The sequence below is a fragment of the Shewanella litorisediminis genome, assembly GCF_016834455.1.
Lineage (GTDB): Bacteria > Pseudomonadota > Gammaproteobacteria > Enterobacterales > Shewanellaceae > Shewanella > Shewanella litorisediminis.
Genome location: NZ_CP069213.1, coordinates 1,697,797 through 1,723,588, shown reverse-complemented (window position 1 = coordinate 1,723,588; position 25,792 = coordinate 1,697,797). Strand labels below are relative to the sequence as shown.

At 54.2% G+C, this 25,792-nt stretch carries 18 protein-coding genes; 6 read left to right on the top strand and 12 right to left on the bottom strand.

Going from position 1 to position 25,792, the window contains the following annotated elements; genetic code table 11:
• Positions 1-105 precede the first annotated feature (105 nt).
• The 8 genes from JQC75_RS07475 to JQC75_RS07440 all read right to left on the bottom strand — a co-directional run bounded on the left by JQC75_RS07475 (position 106) and on the right by JQC75_RS07440 (position 11,601).
• Positions 106-708, bottom strand: a complete 603-nt coding sequence (locus JQC75_RS07475; RefSeq protein WP_203326789.1) for a thiol:disulfide interchange protein DsbA/DsbL — start codon at positions 706-708, stop codon at positions 106-108.
• Positions 709-728: 20 nt separating this feature from the next.
• Positions 729-1,544: an SDR family oxidoreductase gene (locus tag JQC75_RS07470; protein ID WP_203326788.1), complete on the bottom strand. Its 816-nt coding sequence runs from the start codon at positions 1,542-1,544 to the stop codon at positions 729-731.
• A 65-nt stretch (positions 1,545-1,609) separates the two neighbouring features.
• Complete coding sequence (locus JQC75_RS07465; protein ID WP_203326787.1) at positions 1,610-2,824, bottom strand: HD-GYP domain-containing protein; 1,215 nt, start codon at positions 2,822-2,824, stop codon at positions 1,610-1,612.
• Between the two features lie 527 nt (positions 2,825-3,351).
• Entirely contained in the window at positions 3,352-3,831 is a 480-nt protein-coding gene (locus JQC75_RS07460) for a DUF2919 domain-containing protein (RefSeq protein ID WP_203326786.1), read from the bottom strand.
• Between the two features lie 138 nt (positions 3,832-3,969).
• Entirely contained in the window at positions 3,970-4,914 is a 945-nt protein-coding gene (locus tag JQC75_RS07455; RefSeq protein WP_203326785.1) for a collagenase, read from the bottom strand.
• Between the two features lie 125 nt (positions 4,915-5,039).
• The gene (ligA, locus tag JQC75_RS07450; protein WP_239002107.1) at positions 5,040-7,052 is read right to left on the bottom strand and encodes an NAD-dependent DNA ligase LigA; all 2,013 of its coding nucleotides are present in this window, start codon (positions 7,050-7,052) and stop codon (positions 5,040-5,042) included.
• 62 nt (positions 7,053-7,114) lie between these two features.
• The gene (gene zipA / locus JQC75_RS07445) at positions 7,115-8,152 is read right to left on the bottom strand and encodes a cell division protein ZipA (protein ID WP_203326783.1); all 1,038 of its coding nucleotides are present in this window, start codon (positions 8,150-8,152) and stop codon (positions 7,115-7,117) included.
• Between the two features lie 23 nt (positions 8,153-8,175).
• The gene (locus JQC75_RS07440) at positions 8,176-11,601 is read right to left on the bottom strand and encodes a chromosome segregation protein SMC (RefSeq protein ID WP_203326782.1); all 3,426 of its coding nucleotides are present in this window, start codon (positions 11,599-11,601) and stop codon (positions 8,176-8,178) included.
• 294 nt (positions 11,602-11,895) lie between these two features.
• Between JQC75_RS07440 and cysZ the strand changes: the two genes are divergently transcribed.
• Positions 11,896-12,690 carry a sulfate transporter CysZ gene (cysZ, locus tag JQC75_RS07435; RefSeq protein WP_203326781.1) on the top strand — a complete coding sequence of 265 codons (795 nt, stop codon included), beginning with the start codon at positions 11,896-11,898 and terminating at the stop codon, positions 12,688-12,690.
• A gap of 151 nt (positions 12,691-12,841) precedes the next feature.
• Positions 12,842-15,187: a carbohydrate binding family 9 domain-containing protein gene (locus JQC75_RS07430; protein WP_239002106.1), complete on the top strand. Its 2,346-nt coding sequence runs from the start codon at positions 12,842-12,844 to the stop codon at positions 15,185-15,187.
• A 16-nt stretch (positions 15,188-15,203) separates the two neighbouring features.
• Here the strand turns inward: JQC75_RS07430 and JQC75_RS07425 are convergent, their stop codons facing one another.
• From JQC75_RS07425 to JQC75_RS07415, 3 genes are read right to left on the bottom strand one after another with little or no spacing between them, the layout of a single operon-like run.
• Positions 15,204-16,445 carry a response regulator gene (locus JQC75_RS07425; RefSeq protein ID WP_203326780.1) on the bottom strand — a complete coding sequence of 414 codons (1,242 nt, stop codon included), beginning with the start codon at positions 16,443-16,445 and terminating at the stop codon, positions 15,204-15,206.
• Between the two features lie 12 nt (positions 16,446-16,457).
• Positions 16,458-17,582 carry a beta-ketoacyl-ACP synthase III gene (locus tag JQC75_RS07420; RefSeq protein ID WP_203326779.1) on the bottom strand — a complete coding sequence of 375 codons (1,125 nt, stop codon included), beginning with the start codon at positions 17,580-17,582 and terminating at the stop codon, positions 16,458-16,460.
• Entirely contained in the window at positions 17,579-18,718 is a 1,140-nt protein-coding gene (locus JQC75_RS07415; RefSeq protein ID WP_203326778.1) for an RDD family protein, read from the bottom strand. Before JQC75_RS07415 ends, JQC75_RS07420 begins: the two co-directional genes overlap by 4 nt.
• A 210-nt stretch (positions 18,719-18,928) precedes the next feature.
• On the opposite strand from JQC75_RS07415, the gene cysK reads away from it, so the two are divergent.
• A complete protein-coding gene (cysK, locus tag JQC75_RS07410; protein WP_203326777.1) occupies positions 18,929-19,897 on the top strand; it encodes a cysteine synthase A in 969 nt (322 codons plus the stop codon).
• A 106-nt stretch (positions 19,898-20,003) separates the two neighbouring features.
• On the opposite strand, the gene JQC75_RS07405 is transcribed toward cysK, so the two are convergent.
• The gene (locus JQC75_RS07405; RefSeq protein WP_203326776.1) at positions 20,004-20,666 is read right to left on the bottom strand and encodes a TetR/AcrR family transcriptional regulator; all 663 of its coding nucleotides are present in this window, start codon (positions 20,664-20,666) and stop codon (positions 20,004-20,006) included.
• 273 nt (positions 20,667-20,939) lie between these two features.
• Here JQC75_RS07405 and JQC75_RS07400 point away from each other — a divergent pair, with 273 nt between their 5' ends.
• The 3 genes from JQC75_RS07400 to JQC75_RS07390 all read left to right on the top strand — a co-directional run bounded on the left by JQC75_RS07400 (position 20,940) and on the right by JQC75_RS07390 (position 25,568).
• Entirely contained in the window at positions 20,940-23,201 is a 2,262-nt protein-coding gene (locus JQC75_RS07400; protein ID WP_203326775.1) for an aminotransferase class V-fold PLP-dependent enzyme, read from the top strand.
• Positions 23,202-23,383: 182 nt separating this feature from the next.
• Entirely contained in the window at positions 23,384-24,463 is a 1,080-nt protein-coding gene (locus JQC75_RS07395) for a methyltransferase (RefSeq protein WP_203326774.1), read from the top strand.
• Positions 24,464-24,566: 103 nt separating this feature from the next.
• The gene (locus JQC75_RS07390; protein ID WP_203326773.1) at positions 24,567-25,568 is read left to right on the top strand and encodes a TDT family transporter; all 1,002 of its coding nucleotides are present in this window, start codon (positions 24,567-24,569) and stop codon (positions 25,566-25,568) included.
• The last annotated feature ends 224 nt before the right edge of the window (positions 25,569-25,792 follow it).

The following is a 25,792-nucleotide window of genomic DNA, read 5'->3' as shown; positions in this document are numbered from 1 at the left end:
AAATCTAACGCGATACATCAATTCGTATTTATCACGTCCATTCCGACCTAGGTCTAACAAAGCAAAACGCCCGGCAGTGCCGGGCGTTTCTTCTACAGCGTATTTTTACTGTTTGACCAGGTATTGCACCAGCTCGGCTATTTCGCTGCTGCTGCGTCCCTGTATGTTCAGCATGTATTTGCCATTCACGAGCAGGCTTGGCACACCACGGATCCCCGACAGCTGTGTTTCTGTATCAAAGGTCATCATGGCAAGCTTGCGGTCGGATGACGCCAATGCCTTATCCAGTTCATCGGCCTTAAGCCCTTGGGACACAAAAAACTGCTTCACATCGGCTTCAGACTGAAACGGCGCGACCTGTTGCACCTGCTTGAAAATGGCACCGTGGGTCTGCGCGGTCACCTTGAAGGTTTGTGCCAGATAATATGCCAGCTGACTCATTTGCCAGGGTTTGCGCCCTGCCCCGACCGGTGTTCGCTCGAAACGAACCTCGTTGGCGACCAAACCCACGGTTTCTTCGATGGTGTGGTCCATCCGGTAACAATGAGGGCAGTTATAAGAGAAAAACTCCCTCAGCACAGGTGTGTGGCTCTCATTGAACCCCTCTACCCTGACGTAGTCCTTTCCTTCTTCAAAGGTGGTCGCCATGGAGGACAACGACAGCAGCAAACTGCCAAGGAGGCCCAACAGTTTCAAGGAAGCTTTCATGGACAATCTCCTTTAACCAATTAAAACGCACCCGGCGCATTGAGCATCGCCAGAGGATCGGGGTACGAATAGACAAAACCGTGCAAGCGACAAATCAAGCTGCCGTCGATAAGCTTGCCGTCGGTGTCGTCATCGGCAATGAACTCTGGTAACTCATAGCCGGCAGCCTGTGCGGCCATTCGGTAAAACTCGGCCTTGGCGGGGTGCTGAGGTGCACACAGGTTATAACAACTTGCCACTTTATCGGCGAAGATGAGGGCAGTGACACCGTCAATGCAATCCGTTAGATGCACCAGGTTAACCGGCACAGCACCACCTGCTATGTCTTGTTTACCGGCAAAAAAGCGCCCCGGATGGCGCAAAGGCCCCACCAGTCCGGCAAAGCGCACCACAGTAGTGTCAAAGCCGGCAAACAGGGCTTCAGCGCCCAGCAAGATTGCGGCTGTGGGCGAATGTGCACCGCTGTCTTTTTCATCAAGCAGTTGGGGAAGATCAGGATAAACCCCTGTAGAGCTGATAAAAATCAATCGTTTGGGAGGCGTTTTTATGGCATCCCTCAATTTGACGAGACGCTCAAGGTAACTTGTATCACCACGGCGAAGGCCGGGAGGCAGGTTAATCACCAGCACATCGGCATCGAGGAGTCCTTCAGGCAGAGCTGCATCCTGGTCCAAATCCACACAATAGCCTTCAATGCCTGCCTGTGTGAGTACGTCCACTCCCGCAGGAGTACGTTTGCACCCTTTAACCGTGAGGCCCTTACTCTTGAGAAGCCTGGCGAGTGGTAAGCCGAACCAGCCACAGCCGATAATAGAAATGGTTTTAAAATCAAACATGAAGTAACAGGTCAATCCCAGTAAGGCTACATGAGGGATTCAGAATACGCACCTGTGCAGAAAACTCAAGCTTCCAGCGCGGCAAAATAATAGCTGATGGGCGCATCGGCCTGTAACACCCGAATCGCAGCTTCGGAAAGCTCTTCGATTTTGATAACCCTGTCGATACTGACGTCTTCATTCATCAATATTCTGAGTCCGGGATCGCCCCCGGCAGCATTGCACGCCCACACCTGAGGCTGCTTTACTTCCCGTGTGGTCATCATCACCTTGCCCAAAGAGCCGTCGGTGAGGTGAACCAGGGTGCCGGGCGGATAAATGCCGAGGACCTTCACCAGAGTAGAAATCAGGGCCTCGTCGTGTTTGCCTACTCTGTGTTTGAATAAATAGCCCAGTGCAACCTGGGGCGAGGCAATACTGTGACTGGTCATTTGATCTTCAAAATCATTGGCCAGTGCCACGATTTGCGTGGTTCTTGGTATTTTTTTCGCGCTAAGACCATCAGGAAAACCTGTACCATCAATAAATTCGTGATGATGACGAATAATGTGCAGCACCTCTTCTGGAAACAGGCCATTTCGGCTCAGCATCTCATGACCATAATTGGGATGCTGGTTCATAAAGTTGATTTCCTGCGTGGTGAGCGGCCCCCGCTTTCGGCGGATGTTGTCAGGTACCCTGAGCTTACCTATGTCGTGCAGCAGCGCACCCAGGGCGATATCTCGCATGTCCTTTTTGGGCATATCCATGCTTTTGGCAATGATCAGCGACAACACTGCCACGCTGATCCCATGTTGGGTAACCGACGCGCCTTGCTCACCTGCACTCACGAGCGCGAGATAAGCAGCCTCTTGCTCAAACAAGTGTTCCAGCATCTGCTCAACCAGGGTCGCAGACAATCGATAAGCCCCTTCGGGGTCGCTGCCAAGTTTCCCCACCAGGCTTCGGCTTTCGTTAACACAGTCCAAAAAACGCTTCTGGCTTTTACGTATTGCGACTCTCGCCTCCCGCTTAACATCCCGCTCAGGCATGTCTTCGTCAAAGCCATCATCTTCGATTGGCACTTCTTCTTTGGGCACATCTTCATCCAGCAGCTCGGCCCCGGCCAGTACCAACACATGCTGTACTTTCAGGCCACGGATCATTTCTATCTGGGCCTGTTCTTTCAATTCAATTCGATTGATAAGAAACGGGTGCTCCGTCCAGGACAGCGGCAGCTTTACTGTGAGTCCCAATCTGAGTTCTGAGACCGGAATGGAGATGGGGTTGCTTTTGGCCAATCAAAGCCTCCGAAGAGGGGTATAAAAACCTCGGTGACGGAATGGCAGTTTACAGCGCGCCAATCCTATGAATTAAAAGCGTAAATCCATATTCTGCATAAGGCAAATATTTATATGCCAAGTTTACGGCCAATGGAGCATTATTTGACACCAGCGACTCTGGTTGAATTGTTTTCAGCATTTACATATTGTATACATTATCCACTTTATTCATAATGATACTGTCACTGCGGTGTTGCACACCCCGAGCCCCGCGGTGGATTGTGTTGCTGTCAATTGTCCCTGACCACAGGTTCACGCCTGTGACTCAGGTTACATTCCTTTTGTTGGTCAAGGGGCGAAGGTAGGTTTCGGCTTATCAGCCCTCAGATGTTGGCGCTGCCCCGGCAGCGCTTTTTTTTTCAGCGCACTCTATCAAGCTGCATCAGCCCCGGACTGAATCTGCGATACATAAAACGCCTGTGAATCTTTACGTACCTGCTGAGCAGGTAACGGGTGCTTGGTCAACAGGCCCCTGGACAAGCCACTCATTGATGAATGACAGGACGCTTCCAGTCTGCCAGATAGAGTCTTAAATGGCTGGATTTATGCAGGTAAATGGCGAACCAGAAAATCAGTACCGCATCGGCTGCCGCCGTCCATGAAAATAAAAAGCCGCTGGAAAACAAACGGGCACAGAGCATCGCGGCATCCAACACCAGCAAGGGCCACAGCAGCCATTTCAAATGGCTGAAGAGGCTCATCGCCCAGTCCGGCCGCGCCTTACGCTCAAGGATAATCAGTCCATAACACAGCAAAGCCCCAAACCCGGTCGCGAGGGCCAGCAAAAAACTTTCCTTGTGTGGGTAAAACAGCCGCACCAGGCCTGCCCTGTCGCTGAACTGAGTCAACGACGCCACAAACACCACCCAGCCGCGGGCAAGAAACGTCAGCAGCAAATACAGCCCCAGTGGTGGTTTGATATGGCCCTTTTCATCGACCCAGCGGATATGTTCGAACTTAAGCAACTCATGGTCCGGTAATGGCTTTGTGTTGAATTGGGGGCGACAAGGGCTCGATTCAAGCCCCTCGAATAAGAAAGGCCCGCCGAAGCGGACCTTTCTTGATTAGGTTACAGGTGTGCAGCAGCTGCCACAGTTTCAGGCTTACTGATTGCGGCCATGACGCTCGGCATGGCGCTGCAGCATTTCTTCACGCTTGCTGTCACGGCTGGTGACTTTTTGCGGTGCCAGACCATTTAGCCAGTTGGCGAACTCGCTCTGATAGTTGGCTGAAAAATCGTTCAACGCGGCCTCATAGCCGGCAAAGTTATTGTTTTTAAGGTGCTCGGTCATCGCCAACACTTCCGCCTGATGATTTTCAAACAGGAAGCGAATGGCCAGATAGCTCCAGCGATATACTCTGTCGGTGCCGTCGCGATAGCTGGTGGAGAAGATGGTGGACAGGGTAGGACGGCGGCTTACGCGGGTATTGATTGCCAAATTTACCGCAGTCGCATTATCTGTACCCTGAGACAGATACTCGGCCAAGCCTTCAGACCACCAAACCATCTTGCCGGGGTAAAAATTAAAACCGCCATAGCTCACGAATCGTCCATCCAAATAGTGAATATATTCGTGGCGCAGGTTCCATATTTCAAACTCAGGTCTGAGCCAGTCGGCTTCGTGGGCGTAGAAGCTCGCCTGATTGTTCACATCCGCCGGATTGCCCTCAATATAGATCCCGCCATTGTTGGTGTTGATATTGAAAAGCTCATAGCCGTATTTGTCGTATTGGGTGTAATCATCGAATACCACCACCCGCAGGCTATCGTTGTAATCGTCGGCTACCGGCACGCCAAAGGTTTGCATCCTCTGGTGGAAATCAGTTTCCTGCGCTGACAGCTGCGCGCAGGTATCGGCAACTTGCGGGTCAGTCATATCCTGTGCCCACAAATTGATAGTGGCGCTGCAAGCCACACGGACAGGCAACACCACATCGGGATCGGCAGGTTCGGTGGGATTGGTACCGGGGCGGCCCTTGGCGTAGGAAACCGTGCTGGTGAGTGCCAGCAGCAAACTGGCGGCGATGATAGATCTGGATGAGTGCATGTGTCTTCTCCGGTTGTTATATTTATGTTGCAGGATATTGTATATTTTATTTACTTGATTCGGGCAACAAAAAAACGCCAACCTGAAGTTGACGTTTTTTCAACTGGATAAGTTTTTAAAGCAGATTAGAGACCTATCAGCTCAACCAGGCCTGCTTCATCCAATACCGGGATACCCAGCTCCTGGGCCTTGGCGAGCTTGGAGCCCGCAGCTTCCCCTGCCACCACGCAGTGGGTGTTCTTGGACACGCTGCCCGCCACCTTGGCCCCCAGGGCTTCGAGTTTTGCCTTGGCTTCGGTTCGGCTAAGACTGGTGAGAGTACCAGTGAGTACCCAGGTCTGGCCCAGAAGCGGCTGCGCATCCGCCGAGGGCTTTTCGATGGCAGGCCAGTTCACGCCGGCCGCAATAAGCGCATCTATCACTTCAAGGTTATGGGGCTGAGCAAAAAAGTGTGCCACGTGCTGAGCCACCACTGTGCCCACATCTTCTACCTGCATCAGGGCGTCAACATCGGCATCCTTGATGGCATCCAGGGTGAGAAAATGCTTTGCCAGGTTGGCAGCGGTCGCCTCCCCTACTTCCCGAATACCCAGTGCATACAGGAACTTGGGTAAGGTGGTAGTTTTGGCTTCTTCAATGGCGGCGACCAGATTAGTGGCCGACTTGGTGCCCATACGCTCAAGCATCGTCAGCTTGGACACATTGAGCTTGAAGAGATCCGCCGGGCTTTCCACCAGCTCTTTATCGATAAGCTGCTCAACCACCTTGTCGCCCATGCCATCGATATACATGGCCTTGCGGGAGGCAAAGTGCTTGATGGCTTCACGGCGCTGGGCCTCACAGAAAAGCCCACCGCTGCAGCGTGCCACCGCCTCGCCTTCAATCCGCTCCACCAGTGAACCGCACACGGGGCAATTGTCGGGGAACAGAATGTCCTGCGCGTTCTCGGGGCGGCGCTCCGGCACCACGGCCACAATCTGCGGGATCACATCGCCGGCGCGGCGAATAATCACGGTATCGCCAATCTTCACCCCGAGACGGGCAATTTCATCACCATTGTGCAAGGTAGCGTTGGACACGGTCACGCCCCCCACAAACACGGGTTTTAAGCGGGCGACCGGGGTCACAGCGCCGGTGCGGCCCACCTGAAAGTCAACGCCTTCCAGCAGGGTCATTTCTTCCTGTGCGGGAAACTTAAAGGCAATGGCCCAGCGCGGCGCACGGGCCACAAAGCCGAGCTGCTGCTGCGCCCCGATATCGTTTACCTTGATAACCACGCCATCGATTTCAAACGCCAGCTCATCGCGGCGCTTGAGGATATCGGCGTAATAGGCCATGACCTCAGCAAGGCCTTCACAGAGTTTGACCTCTTTACTCACTGGCAGGCCAAAGGCCGACAGGCGTTCGAGCTGCCCTTTATGGGTGCCGGCAAGCGCCAAATCGTCGCCATTGTCGTCCTGCACTACGCCGAGGGCATAGGCATAAAAGGCCAGCGATCGCTCAGCGGTTATCTTGCTGTCGAGCTGACGCAGGCTACCGGCGGCTGCGTTGCGTGGGTTAACAAAGAGTTTGTCACCTCTGGCACGGGCCCTGTCGTTCAGTGCCTCAAATGCAGCCCTTGGCATAAAGACTTCGCCACGTACTTCCACAAGCGCCGGAATATCATCGCCCTGCAATCTCAATGGCACCGACTTGATGGTGCGCACATTGACGCTGATGTCTTCCCCCACGGCGCCATCACCGCGGGTGGCGGCGCGCTCAAGCAGGCCATTGCGGTATATAAGGCTTACCGCCAGACCGTCGAGTTTGGGTTCGGCGCAGTAGATCTGAGGGCCCACCTTGTCGGTGAGCCGCTTATCAAAGGCAGCAAAGTCGTCTTCGTTAAAGGCATTATCCAGGCTCAGCATGGGTTTCAGGTGGCTGACCTGCTCGAACTTATCGAGTGCAGCCCCGCCCACTCGCTGGGTTGGCGAGTCGGGCTCGGCAAGCTCCGGATGCTCGGCTTCCAGCGCTTTGAGCTGGTTCATCAGCCTGTCGTATTCCGCATCGGGAATGCTGGGTGCATCCTGCACATAATAGGCAATGTTGTGGCGATTGATTTCAGCGGTAAGACGTTGAATTTCGGCTTTGACTTGCATGATGGTACCTTGGAAATGCGCGGGGCCGCTCATGCGGCCCCACTTTGTAAATCAATAACTTGTTATGCACTGGCGCGAATTCGGGCGAGATACTGTGCCTTGGTGGCATCGCTCCAGAGTTGGCGCTGACCATCGAGTACCAGCGCATCGAGGTCGTCCGCCAGCTGGCAGGCGGAGTTCAGCATCAAGGAAAAATTCATCACAGCTTCACCGTGGCAAGGCAGAGTCATAAACAGCACTATGCCGTGGGTATTGAACTGCTCCATGGTGTCGGGGTCAAAGGTGCCGGGCTTAAGCATATTTGCCAGCGAAAACAGCACCTTGCCGTTACCTGCGTTATCTTCGTGACGGTGAAAGATCTCCATATCACCGTATTTGAAATTCAGCTCAAGCAGGCATGGCAGCAATTCTGCACCGGCCAGCACCAGGCCTTCACGGGCCACAACGTGCAGCACAAGCACATCTCGGGGGTCCGGCAGCGGTTCTTCTGTCTTTACCTGGGCCTGGGCCTGGGTCTGAGCCTGAGTTGTTTGAGCCTGAGTGACAGCAGCCTGCGCGGCCTCGGGACGACTCACAGACGACTGCTGATTATCATAGGGGTCATACTCAGCATCGTAGCCGTCATCAAAGTCGTTCAGATCCTCATACAAGTCTTCCGGGGAAGGCTCCTGATCCAAGTCATCCAGCAGCCCCAACTGCACCTGCCTGGCGGCGGGCGACGCCGGCTCGACATGGGCGCGGTTGTCATGGTTTGCATGGCTTGGCGCAGCCGCACGATGCGTGTCCATCACAGGCTCATGACGCTCTTTGACACGGCGTACCTTGGGCTCGTCAGACAGGGAAAAGGCATCATTGTGTGGCGTTTTGGCAGCCTCTGGCTTTGTATCGTCCGGCGCCAGTTTACGTACCCTGACTTCACCTATGCCATCGGCGTCAAAGCCTTCGGCATCACGACGCCCGGGAGACATGGCGTAGGGGGTTCTGGGTTGTTCTTTAATGGCTCTGGGCTGCTGTTTTCTGATAGACCAAAAACCATGCACAAGCACCGCCACGATCGCGATGGCGCCAAGCACAAACAAAACCAGTTGTAAATCTTCCATTGGATACCCTGTCTTTCCTGAATTCATTCCGTGTGTGCCATGGCCACGGCTTCTTCGATGTCCACCGCAACGATGCGGGATACGCCGGGCTCATGCATGGTCACACCTACCAACTGATCAGCCATTTCCATGGTTATCTTATTGTGGCTGATGTATATAAACTGCACGCTGGCCGACATTTCCTGCAGCAGCCGGCAGAATCGGTCAACGTTGGCATCATCCAGCGGTGCATCGACCTCGTCGAGCATACAAAAAGGGGCTGGATTCAACCTGAAAATTGCGAACACCAATGATAAAGCGGTCAGCGCCTTTTCACCACCCGATAGCAGGTGAATTGTGGAGTTCTTTTTCCCGGGTGGCCTCGCCATAATGGTCACGCCGGTTTCCAGTAAATCATTGTCGGTGAGCGCAAGATAAGCGCTGCCGCCGCCAAACACCTTGGGGAACAAGGTACCGAGATCGGCATTGACCTGCTCAAAGGTCGCTTTGAAACGGCTGCGGGTTTCCCGGTCAATCTTCCGGATAGCCTCTTCAAGACTTTCCAGTGCCTGCTCAAGATCCCTGTCCTGCTCGTCCAAATAATCCTTGCGCGCCTTTGCCTCATCGTACTCTTCAATCGCCGCCAAATTTATGGCGCCCAAGCGACTGATTTTACTGCGAAGCTTCTCCAAACGTTGCTGCCACTCTTCCACAGAGGCATCGGAAGGTACGCTTGGCAACACTTCATTGAGGCGTATATTGGCCTCGGCCAACTGCCCAAGTTGGGTGTCGCCCTGCCCCTTTAAACCTTCCCGTCGTAGCTTTAACGATTCGAGGGTATGAGTCAAGTGGTCTATCTTGCCAACTTCTTGTTTTTGCTTCAATAGTAAAGCATCTATCTGTTCCTGAACCTGCGCCTGTCGGCTACGGTTTTCGGCCAGCGCCGTTTGCCTTGTCTGCTGAGTGGCAAGCTGCTCCCGCAATTTCACCGACAAGGCGTCACGGTCGGCGTCCCCACTGTGCTCAGACTGGGCTTTAAGTTCGGCGTCCAGGGTCGCTTTTTGCGTCAATAATTTTGACAGTTGCTCCTGTCCCGACGTCAGTTGCTGGGTGATAAGGGCGAGAGACGTGGCGAGTTCGGCACGTGTTGCTTTTGCCACTTCTACCGATTTTTCGATGTTTGCGACCGAGGCACGCCGCTCTTCAGCCAGGCGTCTGGCTGGGATAAGCCGCTCGCGGGCCTCAGCCAGGGCATCGGCTGCCTGCTCCAATGCTTCTTCCTGCTGCATCAGGGCTTCGTCTGCCACTTCGAGCTCAAGCAAAGCCTGCTCGTGTTGTTGGGTCAAACGCTGAATCTGTTCATCGATGAAAGCACGTTGTTTGGCGCGCTGGGCCTGATGGGCGACACTGGCCTCCCACAGGGTTTGCTGCCGCGCCAGAACCTGTTTGGCCTCATAGAGTTCGGCTTCAACAGCTTCACGGTGAATACGGGCAAGGTTCAGGGCATCTCGCTGCTCTGTCACCGCCCGCTCAAGTTCAGCAAGTTCTGCCTCTATAAGACCAATGCGAGCCTCAAGCGCCTCGGCTTCGGCTTTAAGCGCCACCTTGTCGGTACCTGCACCGTGTTTTTGCAGTACAAATCCATGGCCCACCAGATAACCATCTTTGGTGGCGAAAAGTGTGCTGTCAGCCGTTCCGACCAGGCGTTCCAAAGCCTCATTAAAACTCTCGGCAAAGCCAATACCATCAAGCCAGGGCGCAAGATTGACCGGCGCCTGCATGATGCCCCAGTCGCCCCTTTCCTGACACCGAAATCCCAGGCCTTGGGAAGCCTCTTCGCCACAGGCCGTATTATCCGCCAAAGGCTGCTCCAGAAGATGCCCAAGCAGCAGCTCTGCAGCCGTCTCCCAACCCGCCGATACATCGAGGCGCTGCCAGAGTTTGGCCACTCCACGTCCTGCCGGGTCCTGGTTACCTTTGTCTTTTTCGAGCAGCCTTGAGAGTACAGAAAAACGCCCCTGAGCCTCGCTCTGCTGGCCACGGCACTGTGCAAGGGCCTGCTCGCACTCCGTAAGCGCAGCCTTGACCTGGGCCTCGGCCGCTTTGGCGCTCTCGAATTTGGCCATCACAGGGGTAAGAATTTGCGGCGACGGCGGCGCTGTGGCCTCTGCGTCATCATCGCCCCCTGCCTGTTGTTGCTGGCGGTATCCCGACAGCGACTGCGCCTTTTCTTGGCTGACCTGTTTAAGGTGGATGAGCCGCTGGACGGTCAGTTCACGGTTGGCCTTCGCCTCGGCATGTCGGCGCTCTGCCAGGGTCTGGGCATCTTTAAGTTGCTCAAGTACCTCATCGGCTTCTTCAGCGCTCTGGCTCCATGCCTCCTGGGTCTCTTCGAGCTCCAGTAACGCATCCTCTTGCCCGACAAGCTTATCGGACGCTTCAAGCCGCGATGCCTCCAACGTATCCCGTGTGGCCATGAGCGCCGCTATCTCGTCGGCAAGGCTGGCGCCCCGACTTCGCAGACTGTGACTGCGCTCTTCCAAATGAGACAGCTGCTGTTCGAGGCGCGCCACTTCCGTACCGGCCAGATAGTAGGCCTCGAGGGTATCCTGCTCTTCATCCACCAGGCCAGCCAGCAAAAACTTTTGCTCGTCGAGTCTGGCGGCGGTGGTTTCCAGCGAGGTTTTGGCACCCTGATATAAAAATTCCTGCTGCGCGATTTCGCGGCCAAGGGATTCGGCCTGTTGACAGATTTCCTGATAGCGCATCACCAGCAGCTCGGCATGGGTGCTCCGTTCAGCCTGTTTGTATTCACGATAGCGTTTGGCGGCCTCGGCCTGCACCGCAAGTTTGTCCAGCTGTTTACCCAGCTCCAGACGAATATCGCCCAGACGCTCCAGGTTTTCGCGGGTATGGCGGATGCGGTTTTCGGTGTCACGGCGCCGCTCTTTATAGCGGGAAATCCCGGCGGCCTCTTCGATAAAGACCCTAAGTTCCTGCGGCCGGGATTCAATCAGTCGGGAAATCATGCCCTGTTCGATAATGGCGTAGCTTCGCGGCCCAAGACCGGTACCCATAAAGAGATCGGTGATGTCCTTGCGGCGACACTTCTGGCCGTTGAGAAAATACAACGACTCGCCATCGCGACTGACCTGACGCTTTACCGCGATTTCTTCATAGCTGGCGTACTGGCCGCCAAGGCGCCCCTCCCGGTTATCGAATACCAGTTCCACTCCGGCAACTGACACGGGTCTGCGGGCACTTGAGCCATTGAAGATAACGTCGGTCATGGAGTCGCCGCGAAGATGCTTGGCAGAGCTTTCGCCCAGCACCCAGCGCACGGCATCAATCACATTGGACTTGCCGCAGCCGTTGGGGCCTATGATGGCCGTTAAGGGATTGGGGAATGGGATCCTGGTGGGATCGACAAACGACTTGAAGCCAGCAAGTTTTATTTGTTTCAGTCTCATAATGCCAGTCAAATCGCTTCAGGGGCTGACAAAACAGCCGTAGCGCCGATGATAAAATTGCCCCGCCGATGGGCGGGAGCCTTCATTCCTGTTGTTTGCTGCCAACTTTACCAAAGCCCATTTGAATTTGTAACGTTTTTATCACCCTAAAGGAGGGCCAGGCCACACAAACACAGGCCAATGCGATGACCCGTGGCCGAGCTGGACGTATTTCGCCACAATTTCAACCTTGCAACCTTGGCAGGCCTTGGCTGACAATGCCTGCAAACACAAACGTTTGGAGCAAAGCCCCTTATGTCACGACCGTCGCTTTCATCTACCCGGGAATCCGCCCGCCAGGCCAAGAGTGGGTTTAACTACTTTATGGAAGGCTTCCAACTTATCCGCCGCCCCGGCCTGCGAACCTTTGTTTTTATTCCGCTGATGATTAACCTCTTGCTGTTTGCCGGTGCCTTTTATGTGGCTTTTGGCCAGCTGGAGCAGCTTTTTGCCTATATCAGCGGCCAACTTCCTGAATACCTGTCCTGGCTGAACTTTTTGCTGTGGCCCCTGGCAGTGTTGACCATGTTGGTGGTGATGGCCTTTATTTTCAGCTCTGTTATGAACTGGCTTGCCGCCCCCTTCAATGGCCTCTTGGCTGAAAAGGTGGAGCAGCTGCTTACCGGCAAACCACTGTACACGGGCTCAACCCAAGATTTAATCAAGGACCTGCCGAGGATCCTTGGCCGTGAATGGCTGAAACTTAAATATTATCTGCCCCGCGCAATCTTGTTTTTACTGCTGTTTTGGGTGCCGCTGGTTGGGCAAACCGTCGCCCCGGTGCTGTGGTTTTTGTTCAGCAGTTGGATGATGGCGATTCAGTACTGCGACTATCCCTTCGATAACCACAAGGTGCCTTTTAACGACATGCGTTTTGCCCTGCGTCAAACCAAGGGCACCAGCATGAGTTTTGGTGCGGCAGTCACCCTGTTTTCGATGATCCCTGTGGTGAATTTTATCGTGATGCCGGTGGCCATTTGTGGCGCCACCGCCATGTGGGTTGACCGTTACCGCGAAGCCTACCGCCATCCCCATATCGCCCCTGAGTAACACGGTAAGCTCAGCCGCAAACGACGCCCGCAGCACGCGGGCGTTTTATTTTACCTGTTCAGACTTTGTAACAAATCCCCCTCACCCGGGCAGCAGGACTGGTGTAAACTCTGCGACAAAAAATATCATTACAATTACAAGAACTAACATAATGAAACTCACCCATTTCTCCGCCGCCGGGATGGCGCTGCTGTGTGCCTTATCGCCCCAACTCAGTCTGGCGGGCAGTGCCAGCCAATTTGATATCCGCATTCCCTCCCTTGTCGCCCAGGCACAGATTGACGGTGACATCAGCGATGATGTGTGGCAGCAGGCGGCCAGTACTTATCTCGCATTCGAAACCCGCCCGGCAGAAAATACCCCGGCCAGGGTGCAAACCCAGGCATGGGTCTATGCCACAGACTCCACTTTGTACGTGGCATTCAAGGCTGACGATCCAAATCCTCAGCAGATCCGGGCGCACTTAAGACCCAGAGACGATATCTGGGGCGATGATATGGTGGGCATCAAGCTGGATACCTTTAACAATGCCCGCCTGGCCTACCAGTTTTTTATTAACCCGCTGGGAGTACAACTCGACTCCATCGAAAATGAGCTGAACAAAACCGAGAGTGCAGCCTGGGACGGCATCTGGCAAAGTGCCGGACGTGTGACCGATACAGGTTATCAGGTGGAGGTGGCCATCCCGCTGTCACAACTGAATTTTGACGACAGCCCGGGTGACAAAACCTGGGGATTTGAGCTTATCCGTTTCCACCCCAGAGACGCTGAGCACAGACTGTCTACCCATGCCATTTCGCGGCAAAACAGCTGTCAGTTGTGCCAGCTCGGAGTGGCCAGTGGTTTGGGGACAGTTAACCTTGGCAAGGGGCTTCAGGTGACGCCCTCTCTGGTGGCCAAGGGCCACAGGGATCGCGGGCAAGCCCCCGGCAGTGAGTGGCAGGATGAGCAGGATGTGGATGTGGGCGTGGATGTTCGCTGGGCCTTAAGCCCTTCGTCCTTGCTCAATGCCACCCTGAACCCGGATTTTTCACAGGTTGAGGCCGATGCAGGCCAGTTGGATGTGAACTCGAGTTTCGCCTTGTTTTTCGATGAAAAACGCTCATTTTTCCTCGATAACAAAGAGTATTTCGACTCACAGGTCTCGCTGCTGCATACCCGTAACCTGGTCGACCCGGACTACGGGGTGAAATTTACCCACAAGACGGAAGCGCACACCTTCGCCTTTTTGGGTGCCAACGACAGCGGCAGCCACTTTCTGGTGCCCGGAAATCTGGGGTCATCGGTTGCCAATATCGACAGCGAGAGCCACAACCTTGCCGGCCGCTATCTCTACACCAGCAGCGAGCGGCTTGCCGTAGGCGCTGTCATCACCGGCAAACGCAGCGACGATTATCATAACCTGGTGATGTCGGCGGATATCAAATACCAGCCAACGGCCCAGGACACCTTTATCGGCCAGTTTGCCAGCTCAGACACCCTGTATCCTGAAGATTTTTATTGGGACTTTTGTAACTCGGCTGACGATTGTCTGCCGGCGGATACCTGCAATCTCAACGACTGCGAACTCAATGAACAGGTGCTGCGAACCCACAAAGACGGTGCATTTCGCGGCGAGATGTACCGGCTTGGCTATAAGCATGCTACCCGCAACTACTACCTCAAGGCCGATTACGAGTCGGTGGGTGAGGATTTTCGTGCCGATCTCGGCTTTATCGAAAAGGTCGACCAACGTAAAGCCGTGCTGGGTGGCGGCTATATCTGGTACCCCAGCGACAGCTGGTTTAACGAAGTGGAACTGGGTGGCGACTGGGACATGACCCAGAACCAGAATGGCGAGAAAATCGAGCAGGAGCTGGAAGGCTGGCTCTCGGCTGAAGGTGGCTGGCAAAGCTGGGTAGGCGGTGGCTGGTTAACCCGGGAAAAGGTGGGGCGCCGCCTCGATGCCAGCTCCCTCGCCATTGACGGCAATACCACGTTGTTTGACGAAACCCGCTTCTGGGCTGAGGCCAGCGCTTATCCGCTTTCCTGGGCTGGCGGCGGCTTGGCGGCATCCTGGGGCGATGAGATAGACCTGCAAAACAACCGCCCCGGCACCAGTTTACGGGCCAGTGGCGAGCTTGAGCTCAAGCTGACCGACGGTCTGGTGTTTGAGGCAAGCCACGCTTACTATGCCCTTGATGTGGACGAAGGACGGCTTATCACCGCCAACCTCACGGATGTCCGCATCAATTGGCAACTGAGTGTGGAAAGCTTTATTCGGTTTTCGGGGATCTACACCCATATCCGCCGCGACCCGGGCCTGTACCTCTACAGCAACCCCGACAACCTCAGCAAAGATTTGGGCACAGAGCTGCTGTATGGCTATAAACTCAATCCGCTCAGTGTGTTTTATCTCGGTTATGCCGATGGTATGCGGGCAGATGATGATTACCCCGGCTTAAACCGCACCGAGCAAACCCTGTTTATGAAACTCAGCTACGCCTTTATTTTGTAATGCAATTCATAGAGAGTCAGGGCGCAACCCTTGTCTGGTTGCGTCCTTGGGACTTGGCTTCGTACAGCGCCATATCGGCCCTTTTCATCAGGCTGTCCAAGGTTTCATTTCCCAGCTCTGCCACCCCGATACTGACTGTGAGCATGAGACTCAACTCACCAAACTGAAAAGGAATGGCTTCCACATTAGCACGAAATCCCTCCATCAATGACTGAGCCTTTTGTTTATCCAGCCCTTTCATGGCAACGACAAACTCCTCCCCGCCCAATCTCGCCAGGGTGAAATGTTGCCCAAAGGCTTCATGCATTCTGCGGGCAAACTCTTTAAGAACCTCATCGCCAATATCGTGTCCATGGGTATCATTTACTCTTTTGAAGAAATCGATATCCATCATCGCAATTGACAGACAAGTCCCCTGCTTCACGAAGGTTTGCAAACTGGGATTGAGTTTATCGAAGAAATAACGGCGGGTGTGCACGCCGGTAAGGTAATCAAGGTTAGCCTGCTCCCATAGCTTGCGTATCATCTCCAGGGATTCAAGCGTATTGCTGACCCGGCAGTGAAACTCTTCATGTACGAAAGGCTTTTGCAGAAAGTCATTGGCGCCATTTTTGATAAAGCGGGCGGTGAGAGTCTCATCGGTGTCATTGGACAGGCCAATAATGGCCATGTCCTCACGGGCATACTTTTCCCTCACCCGCAGAATAAGCTCGAAACCGTCGATACCCGGCATGTTGTAATCGGCTATCAACAAGCGGATCCCGGGTACGCGTTGCAAAACCTCCAAGGCTTTGAGGCCGTCTTCGGCTTCCAGCACCTCAAACAGGTGCAACTCCAGTAAATTTCGAACAAATCTCCTGCTGACAAGCGAGTCATCTGCAATCAGAACCTTGGTATTGCGATTGCGTTCAAGGGTTCCTATAAGTTTGACAACATACTCATAACTAAAGCGATTTTCTTTATATACGTAGTCTACAATGCCCATATGCAGCAGTTTCTTGCGCTGCTTGGCATCCAAACTGCCGGTGAGCACAATACAGGGCGTGCCATGACCAAGAACCAACTCGACGCTTTCACCATTGGGCGCATCAGGCAAGTTCAGATCGGTTACCGCCGCAAAGTAAGTATTTTGCTCAAGCAACTCCCTTGCTTCTGCCAAATTTGGGGCGACGTCAACAGTGCAATCATGTAGTTGAGTCAACATGTGTCTGAGTAACCTGACGACGATATTACTGTCCTCGACTAACAAAATTCTCAAAGCCAGAACTCCTCAAACTGTCTTTAAAATAAAGCTGCCAATGGAATAACCGGCGCCGAAGGAACATAAAAGCCCAAGATCGCCAGTATCAAGCCCTTCTCTGTACTGATGCAGTGCGATGACCGATCCGGCTGACGCGGTATTGGCATAACGGTCCAGCACCACAGGCGCCGTGTCTGCACTCACGTTATCCCCAAGCAGTTTTTTCACTACAAACTGGTTCATATTGATGTTGGCCTGATGCAGCCACAGACGCTTCATCGCCTCTGGCGTCAAGCCTGACGCTGCAAATTGGCTATCAAGATGACTATAGATCATGGGTAAGAGTTCTTTGAACACTTTTCGGCCCTGCTGATGGAACAGCTTGTCGGCGTCATAGGCGGTGGCCGGATCGCAGCGATTGAGAAAGCCAAAGTTGCTGCGGATATTGTTGGAATACTCGGTCACACAGCGATGCCCCATAATTTCGAAACTTTGATGGCTGCGACTGCCGGCCAAAGGCTCGACCACCATGGCCGTTGCCACATCGCCAAAAATGAAATGGCTGTCGCGATCGCGATAGTTCACCTGGGCCGAGCAGATTTCGGGGCAAATGACCAGGGCGCGCCGGGCGCTTCCCTGGGCAATCAAGCCCTTGGCTGCGGCCAGGCCAAAGGTGGCAGAACTGCAAGCCACCTGCATATCAAAGCCAAAGCCCGATGTGCCAAGGGCCTGCTGTATTTCAATGGCCATGGCCGGGTAAGCTCTTTGGGTATAGGCGCAGGCCACTATCACCAAATCTATGTCTGATGGCTGTAAGCCGGCATTGGCCAGTGCCTCCTGAGCCGCCAATACCCCCATTTCGCCCTGCAGTGACAGGGCATCCGCTGGCCGCTCGGGAATAAGCGGCATCATGATTTCAGGATCCAGAATACCGTCTTTCACCATCACATAGCGGTGCTTAATCCCGGAGGCCTTTTCAATAAATTCGCTGGAGGAATAGGCCAGCGGCTCGATGTGACCAAGATCTATCTGGCCTTCATGTTCACGGTTAAAGAGGTCGACATAGGCGTTAAAACTGGCCACCAGGGCATCATTGTCTATTCCCTCCGGCGGCGTAAAAACGCCGGTGCCGGTAATAGCGATTGACTGAGTCATGTTAGGTTTCCTTCTGAATCCGGGATCTGCCGTGGTTTGGTTAAATCAATCACCACGGTAGACGATATTTTGTCCTGAATGGCCTGTCGGTTTGCATCCCAACACACCTGCAAAAAACCCAATAGTCCGGTGGCAAACCCGGCGCCATAGCCACCATAGCGACCAAAAGCAGCCCAGAGTCCCAGCTTGGAGCCATCCAACGAAATCACCCGGATCCCAAGGAGTTTTTTGCCCAGTGTCTGGCCATCAAACCAGGCCGTAAACACAGTGAAGTAGAACGCGGCCCAACCGAATCCGAGACCCAGATCGTTCAAAATGCCTTTTACCCATTCAATGAGGCTGTAATTGCCCATGGAAGGTGCCTCAGCACTTTTGAAAGTATGGTCAGGCAGCTTGTTTTCGCCATCACGCCCATAAGACACCTTCTCGTTGGCGAGGGGCGTATCGTCAGTCTGTGCCGTATCAGCGGCGGCGGGTGACAGGGTAGCCGTGGGAATGTCAGGCTCATCAATCCCGGCGCGGCGTTCAGGCAGATGAGTTAAATGCGCTGAAAGCCTTGCTTTCAATGCCGTACGCTCGGCATCGGTGAGTGAGACTTCGTCCAGAGTGCCATAAAGCAGTGCTTCGGCCTCTTCCCGGGAGAGAGAAGACGCCGCCAGTTTGGTTGCAAGCACCTCGGCTTGCTCCGCGGCGCAGCTTGGGTTGTCGCAAAGCGCAAGCGCGGTGGTGGCAGGCAGCAGTGTCAGGAGTTGGGTCGCCGACAACGCATCCGTCTGAGACGTCCCGGTACCAGTAACGTCCTGTCCCCGGTTTTGAATGTTATCGGACACCACATAGACCAACACCAGCGTCATCAGGAGATAAATGGCAAGCTTGGCATAACGGCCAATGCGGGCGAGGCGTTTATTCAATAAGGAAGCGAGCAATACCAGAAGCACAAACACTACACCCGCTTCCTCGGCAAGCACGGAAATCACCAAACCATCGATGCTGATGGCGAGGGCCCGTTTCAGGGGGGATGCCAGGGGCGTGTAGAGCAGGCCTTCATTCACACTGAAGGCGTGGGGCGTAATGATGGTGCGCGGGTCCTTGCCACCGGGCAAGGTGCCTGTGTGATTGGCTTGCGGCTCTGTCATGCTTGTGTCCGGCGGTTGTACACCCTTGGATGACAACTCTCTTGTTATTGTTTCGAGGTTATCACATTCAATTGCCGAACAAATCAGACATTATGAATAAAAGGGAATGCTTTAATAACTAAATGAAATAACGAAGAACAAAGAATCACTTCTCAATGGCGTCACAGCGATTATGCTTAAATGCGATAAAGTCACAGGAGCTGCATTCCCATGAGCAAAATCTTTGAAGACAATTCATACACGATTGGCAATACCCCTCTGGTGCGTTTGAACCGCGTCAGCAACGGCAAGGTGCTGGCCAAGGTTGAAGCCCGTAACCCCAGCTTCTCTGTAAAGTGCCGTATCGGCGCCAACATGATTTGGGATGCCGAAAAGCGTGGCGTGCTGACCAAAGACAAGGAACTCATCGAACCGACGTCCGGTAACACTGGTATTGCGCTGGCCTACGTGGCAGCAGCCCGGGGTTACAAGCTGACCCTGACCATGCCCAACACCATGAGCCTGGAGCGCCGTAAGCTGCTCAAGGCGCTGGGTGCCAACCTGGTATTGACCGAAGGCGCCAAAGGCATGAAAGGGGCTATCGAAAAGGCCGAAGAAATCCGTCAGTCTGCCCCAGAGAAATACGTTCTGCTGCAGCAGTTTGACAACCCAGCCAACCCGGAAATCCACGAGAAAACCACTGGCCCCGAGATCTGGAATGATACCGACGGTGCGGTAGACGTGGTTGTGGCCGGTGTGGGTACCGGTGGCACCATCACAGGTGTGAGCCGTTACATCAAAAAGACCCAGGGCAAGGCCATAGTATCTGTGGCAGTTGAGCCGGCCGATTCGCCGGTGATCAGCCAAACCCTGTCAGGTCAGCCTGTTCAGCCAGGTCCACACAAAATTCAGGGCATTGGTGCCGGTTTTATTCCGGGCAACCTTGACCTTGAACTGGTCGACCGGGTTGAGACCGTCAGCAACGAAGATGCCATTGAAATGGCCCATCGTCTGATGAAAGAAGAAGGCATTCTGGTGGGTATTTCCTCCGGTGCGGCTGTGGTTGCCGCCAACCGTATCGCTGCCCTGCCCGAGTTTGCAGACAAAAACATCGTGGTTGTGCTGCCATCGGCTGCCGAGCGTTACCTGTCTTCTGTACTGTTCCAGGGTCAGTTTGGCGACCAGGAAAACGTGCAGTAAACAGTATAAAAGTCAAAACAGCTTGCCATGGGTTGCTGAATCAGCAGCCCATACCCACAAAAGCCCGTCCCCAATAATTTGGGGGCGGGCTTTTCACATTCGGGCTTTAACTTGAAACAGCGGCAAATTGGGATTCAAGCAGAGAAGTGACTGCGCTCTGGCACTCAACTTCATCCCATGGCCGCACCGTGTAGCGATACTCCAAGAGTCTGATAAGTCCCAGCATCTGACACGCCAGCGCCCGCGGTGCACTGGCACCGATTTGGCTGAAAAAGCCCATCATGGGGCCGAAAATCGCATCATCGAGCGCCACAATCGCCTGGGCCAGCGCCGGATTACGCAGCGCCTCTTCATGGAAAGCCAGTTCAAGTAACCGTCCTTCCCTGTCTTTCGCATGACTCTTGATATGTTCGCAGACAAAGCCACTCAACATGGTCACCAGTTTCGCACGGCGGCTGCGGTCCTTAAGACAGGCCGCGTTGAAATCTCCCAGTGCCGCAAAACTCTGTTTTTCCAGCGCCAGATTGGCCGCCATGGTTTTCTCCACGTGGAATGTCAGGGCATCGTGGATCAATTCTTTGATATCACTGAAATAATATGTGGTTGACGCCAGTGGCACCTGTGCCAATGAGGCCACCGCCCGGTGACGCACACCACGGATCCCCTCAGCCACTATCAACTTAAGGGTGGCTTCCAGAATGGCAATTCTGCGGGCCTGGCCATCACTGCGACTCGCTTGCCGGCCAATATAGAGTAAGGGTTGTAACATTCGCGCTTCCTGACGTTAGGCCTGACCGCCTTTGCCCTTAAAGCTATCACCTTTGCTGCCTGCATTAAATTCCTGTTTTGAGTGATAAAGCCAGCTGGCATCCCGATGATGGGGCAACCGTTGGCGTGATTGGCTGTCGATGTGCATCTGTGCCGAGGCTTATACCAATTTCCAGCAGGCATCTTGTCGTTACACTAAAAACTGCTAATATAATCCATCAGAATTTCTTATAACCAATAATTATAACAATTCAACACGAGCACAGAAAAAGCCATGAGCCAGTCACAGCCGCTGATCTACCTTGACGCCAACGCCACCACCCCCGTATTACCCGCCGCCGCCAAAGCTGCCATGGATGCCATGGAGCATATCTACGGCAACCCTTCCAGCAGCCACATCACAGGTTTGCAGGCCAAAGCCCTGATGGAGCAAACCCGCGCCGCGGCCCGTAAGCAGCTGGGTTCAGGTACTGGCAAACTGGTATTCACCAGCGGTGCAACCGAAGGCATTCAAACCGCCATCTTGTCGGCATTGGTAGCGGCCAGAGACAAGGGCGTCGCGGCAGGCGCCTGTTTGCTGTATGGCGCTACAGAGCACAAGGCCGTTCCCGAATCCCTCAAACACTGGAACAAGGTGCTTGGACTGAACGCCGATGTGCTTGCCATTCCGGTGGATGCTGAAGGTCGTCTGGATATGGCGTTTATCCGTGAAAAGGCGCCCGACGCGCTGCTTATCTGCACCATGGCCGTGAACAACGAAACCGGTGTATATCAGGACCTGGATGCCCTTTCGCGCTGCATCAGGCAGGCCAATCCCGCGGTATTCTGGATGGTCGACTGCGTACAGGCCCTCGGGAAACTCGCTATCGATTTGGCCAGCAGCGGCATTGACTACGCGCCCTTCAGTGGCCATAAACTCTATGCCCCCAAAGGCATTGGCATGCTCTATATTCGCGATGGCGCTCCCTTTACACCCTTTATCGCCGGTGGTGGTCAGGAAGGCGGCTTGCGTTCAGGCACCGAAAACCTGCCGGCCATGGCGGCGCTTAAGGTAGTGCTGGACATGCTCAATGGTGATGCCCCGGAGCGCTTTGAGTCCAAAGAGACGCTCAAAGGCTATCGCCTCAAGCTTCTTGCGGCACTTAAGCAAGCCTTCGGTGAAGTGACACTGAACCACAGCCTCGACAACACGGTACCAACCACCCTGAACTTTGCTATTCCGGGATTTTCCAGCAAGGAAATCATGGATCTCTTTGATGCCGCCGGGATCCGCGTCAGTTCGGGCTCTGCCTGCAGCTCTAAAGTCACCCGCAGTTTTGTGCTGGATGCCATGGGATTACCCCGTTGGCAGAGTGAGTCGGCCATTCGCCTCTCCTTCGGACCGGCCATGACAGAGGCCGAGCTGGTTGCCGCCTGCGAGCGTATCGTGGCTGCCGCATCGTCCCTGACCCATTCCTGTTTGCTCACCCGCGACACCCGCAGCAGCGAAGCAGATCGCGAGCCGCTGCAAGGTCTGGTGCAGTTTAAAGACGACGGCGCCTGCTGCTGGGTGTATACCGACAAAGACAGCCGTGAAACCCTGATTGTCGACCCGCTGCCCGCCCTGAAAAAGCGTTTGCTCAATCTGGTTCGTTGTCAGGAACTGAAAGTCCTGGCGGTACTGGACACCCATGGCCATGGCGACCATCAGAGCATACGCACCGAACTGACAGCTGACCTGGGACTGACTGAAGAGTGCGACCATCTCGGTTGGCCTGTGAGCAGCAAAGGCCAGATGTGGCGGGGCGAACAGGTAAAGAGTCTGGTTGTTGGCAATAAGACCCTGGTATCACTGCCAAGCCCGGGTCACACAGATGACAGCCACAGCTTTATCATGCTGGACGAGACAGACGCGCCGCAGTTTGCCTTTGTCGGGGATACCGTGTTGCCGGGCAGCATTGGCCGCAGCAACTTCCCCTCTTCTTCCAGCGCCGCACTCTTCCATACGCTCAAGCGCCTGTACCGGGTACTGGGTGATCAGAACCTGCTGCTGTCGTCCCATGATTATCACAACGATTTCTTTACCAACTTTGGCGTGGAGCTTAAGCAATCAGCGCTGCTTAACGAGGCACTCACAGGTGGGGTGGATGAGGCCGCTTTTGTTGCCCGTAAAGATGCCATGGATGCCACCCTGGAAGACGTACAGGGTGAGACCATCATGTGCGGCGCCTACGGCCAATGCCAACAGGCCAAAGGGGTTGAAGAATACAGTGCCGACACCCTGGAGCAGCTGCTTTGCAGCAATCCCGAGGCCCTGGTATTGGATATTCGCGAGCCCCACGAGTATCAGCTCTCCCACCGTGAAAGCCGCTGTGTGAACGTTCCCCTCACCCGTCTGGCTGGGTTCGTCGCCCGGGAGCCCGGTGCACGCAGCAAGCCGTTGGTACTGATTTGCCGAAGTGGCAGCCGCTCACTGGTCGCGGCACGGGCGCTCGAGCGCTTTGGTTTCAGCGCCATCGCCCATGTGGCCGGTGGTTATGCCCTCAGTCAGTGCTGATTGCCCTGAACACATCAAAGAGCGCCTCCGGGCGCTTTTTTGTTGCCAGGATTTGAGCTGGCACCCACAATCGGCATCGCTGCTGCGCCTGTCCGGGCTTTTTCACCCAAGCCTTGGCGTAGATCATAAGTCAGGCCGCCAAAGCCTGATACAACTGGCCTTTTTGAATTCAGGGCCAAGCTATGTCTTTCTATTCCAAGCCAAAAGCACTGCATGCATTCGACGCCAAATTTGAAGCACAAAAAATCGCTTTTGCCCCTATCAGCTTTCAGGTAGCGCGCTGCCTGCTGCGTTTTGGGGTGCTCGACGTCATAGATACGGCGAGTGGCGCGAGCGCAAACGAAATACACCAGATGCTGAGCGCCGCAGGCGCCCCCCTGTCGCATTACGCCCTGGGTGTCTTGCTGGACATGGGCCTCAGTATGGGCCTGCTGTGGCGGGAAGAAGACACATATCAACTGGACAAAACCGGCCACTTTTTGCTGCACGATGGCATGAGCCGGACCAACCTCGAGTTTGTGCATCATATCTGTTATCAGGGCATGTTTAAGCTGGAAGAGTCATTACTGAGCGGCAATCCTGCCGGACTGAGCCAGTTTGGCGATTGGGACACCCTGTATCCGGCGCTGTCTTCGCTGCCCTCAGCGGCCAAAGAAAGCTGGTTTGCCTTCGATCATTTCTATTCAGACCACGCCTTCGACAGCCTGTTGCCTCTGGTATTGGCAGATAAGCCTGCGCATCTGGTCGATATCGGCGGCAACACCGGCAAATGGGCCAGAGCCTGTTGTCATTATCAGGCCGACCTCAAAGTCACCATCATGGATTTGCCACAGCAACTGGCCTTGGCCCAAGATGCCTGCAGGGAGACAGGTTTTGGCGAGCGAATCGACTTTCATCCGGTTGACTTGCTCACCGAATCACCACGCTTCGTGGAAGGTGCAGATCTGTACTGGATGAGCCAGTTTCTCGATTGTTTCAGCGAAGCGCAAATCCGCTCCGTGCTCGCTCATACCCGCAAGGCCATGAGCAAAGATAGCCGACTCTATATTCTGGAAACCTTTTGGGATAAGCAGCCCAACGAAGCCTCAGCTTACTGTGTGAATGCCACCAGTCTGTACTTTACCGCCATCGCCAATGGCAACAGCCGTATGTACCACTCCAGCGTGTTTGAACAGCTGCTGACGGAGTCCGGGCTCACAATAGGCTGGCAGAAGCACAATATTGGTCTGGGCCACACCCTGCTCTGTTGCAAGGTTAAGTAAAATTTATCTTTTGAATAATTACATTCAAATATGATTACCAAAGGCCCCGCCATAAACTGTCTTTACCCAGATGCAGGTACTGACTGTTTATGAGGAGTGCAATATGAACAGGCAATCCATACCAACCAACTCAACACCGCAAGCCTTTGACGCAGGGCTGCCCAAACGCATCCATGCAGGCGCCGCAAAATTGCCAAGCCCACTTGGTGGCCTGGCATTGGCTATTGCCAGTCTGGGTTGGACGCTGGAGAATGTCCTGCCTTCGGCACAGGGAATGGCCCAGCTCTGGGGCAGCGTAACAGGCGCCATATTGTTGATGGCGCTGACCCTCAAATTTATCCTTCACCCTAAAATCCTTGCCGAGGAGCTGGCCCACCCAGTGCTTGGCAGTGTTATCCCGACCTATGCCATGGGTTGGATGGTGGTATCCCGCTGTGTTGGCAATTACTTTCCCGGCGCGGGTGAAATCCTGTGGCTGTTGGCGGTAGCCATACATTTGGGATTTTTGGCCATCTTTTGTTATCACCGTTCCCGCAACTTTTCACTGGATAGCATGGTACCCAGCTGGTTCGTGCCCCCCATTGGCATCATAGTAGCGGCGGTGGCCTTTCCTCCCCATGGTCCAAGAGTGCTGGCAGAGGCTCTGCTGTGGTTTGGTATGCTGGCTTACCTTGTGATGCTGCCACTGATGTTGTACCGGCTTATCTTTCGCGCTGCCGTCCCCCAGGCCGCCCAGCCAACCCTGGCCATTCTCGCAGCGCCTGCCAGCCTGTCTCTTGCAGGTTACCTGAGTCTTATCCCGGAGCCTTCGGTGGTGATAGTAGGTCTCTTGCTGACTCTGGCATTGCTGATGACCAGCATCATCTATCTGGCCTTCTTCCATTTGCTGCGGCTGCCCTTCAGCCCGGGTTTTGCAGCTTTTACCTTTCCCATGGTCATTGGTGCCACAGCCCTGTTTAAAACCCATGATTGGCTGGCTGCCCACACCCAGGCCGATACCCTGATCCTGGAACTGTCATACCTGGCGAGAATCGAGTTGGCCGTGGCCGCTGCAGTGGTGTTATTTGTCAGCGCAAAATACCTGGCTTTCTACCGCAACCGGTAAAACAGTTAAAAATTAACCAGGCTAACTCACCCCAAATCATTAACAAATTGCCAAATGATATTTGTTAACAAAAAGGGTTGTTTCAAATATTCCGCGACAACGCCGACAAAATATACAGAATGTTGCACTCTATATACTTGAAAAAATCTCTCTTTTTGAATCTTTTTTGTTCTTACACATTTTTTTAATTATGACAAATTGTTACTTTTCATTGCGATTTAAAG

Excerpts from the sequence above, each read along its gene's own strand:
- JQC75_RS07475 (WP_203326789.1), bottom strand. The coding sequence starts at position 708 with ATGAAAGCTTCCTTGAAACTGTTGGGCCTCCTTGGCAGTTTGCTGCTG.
- JQC75_RS07470 (WP_203326788.1), bottom strand. The coding sequence starts at position 1,544 with ATGTTTGATTTTAAAACCATTTCTATTATCGGCTGTGGCTGGTTCGGC.
- JQC75_RS07455 (WP_203326785.1), bottom strand. The coding sequence starts at position 4,914 with ATGCACTCATCCAGATCTATCATCGCCGCCAGTTTGCTGCTGGCACTC.
- ligA (WP_239002107.1), bottom strand. The coding sequence starts at position 7,052 with ATGCAAGTCAAAGCCGAAATTCAACGTCTTACCGCTGAAATCAATCGC.
- zipA (WP_203326783.1), bottom strand. The coding sequence starts at position 8,152 with ATGGAAGATTTACAACTGGTTTTGTTTGTGCTTGGCGCCATCGCGATC.
- JQC75_RS07440 (WP_203326782.1), bottom strand. The coding sequence starts at position 11,601 with ATGAGACTGAAACAAATAAAACTTGCTGGCTTCAAGTCGTTTGTCGAT.
- cysZ (WP_203326781.1), top strand. The coding sequence starts at position 11,896 with ATGTCACGACCGTCGCTTTCATCTACCCGGGAATCCGCCCGCCAGGCC.
- JQC75_RS07430 (WP_239002106.1), top strand. The coding sequence starts at position 12,842 with ATGAAACTCACCCATTTCTCCGCCGCCGGGATGGCGCTGCTGTGTGCC.
- JQC75_RS07420 (WP_203326779.1), bottom strand. The coding sequence starts at position 17,582 with ATGACTCAGTCAATCGCTATTACCGGCACCGGCGTTTTTACGCCGCCG.
- JQC75_RS07415 (WP_203326778.1), bottom strand. The coding sequence starts at position 18,718 with ATGACAGAGCCGCAAGCCAATCACACAGGCACCTTGCCCGGTGGCAAG.
- cysK (WP_203326777.1), top strand. The coding sequence starts at position 18,929 with ATGAGCAAAATCTTTGAAGACAATTCATACACGATTGGCAATACCCCT.
- JQC75_RS07405 (WP_203326776.1), bottom strand. The coding sequence starts at position 20,666 with ATGTTACAACCCTTACTCTATATTGGCCGGCAAGCGAGTCGCAGTGAT.
- JQC75_RS07400 (WP_203326775.1), top strand. The coding sequence starts at position 20,940 with ATGAGCCAGTCACAGCCGCTGATCTACCTTGACGCCAACGCCACCACC.
- JQC75_RS07395 (WP_203326774.1), top strand. The coding sequence starts at position 23,384 with ATGTCTTTCTATTCCAAGCCAAAAGCACTGCATGCATTCGACGCCAAA.
- JQC75_RS07390 (WP_203326773.1), top strand. The coding sequence starts at position 24,567 with ATGAACAGGCAATCCATACCAACCAACTCAACACCGCAAGCCTTTGAC.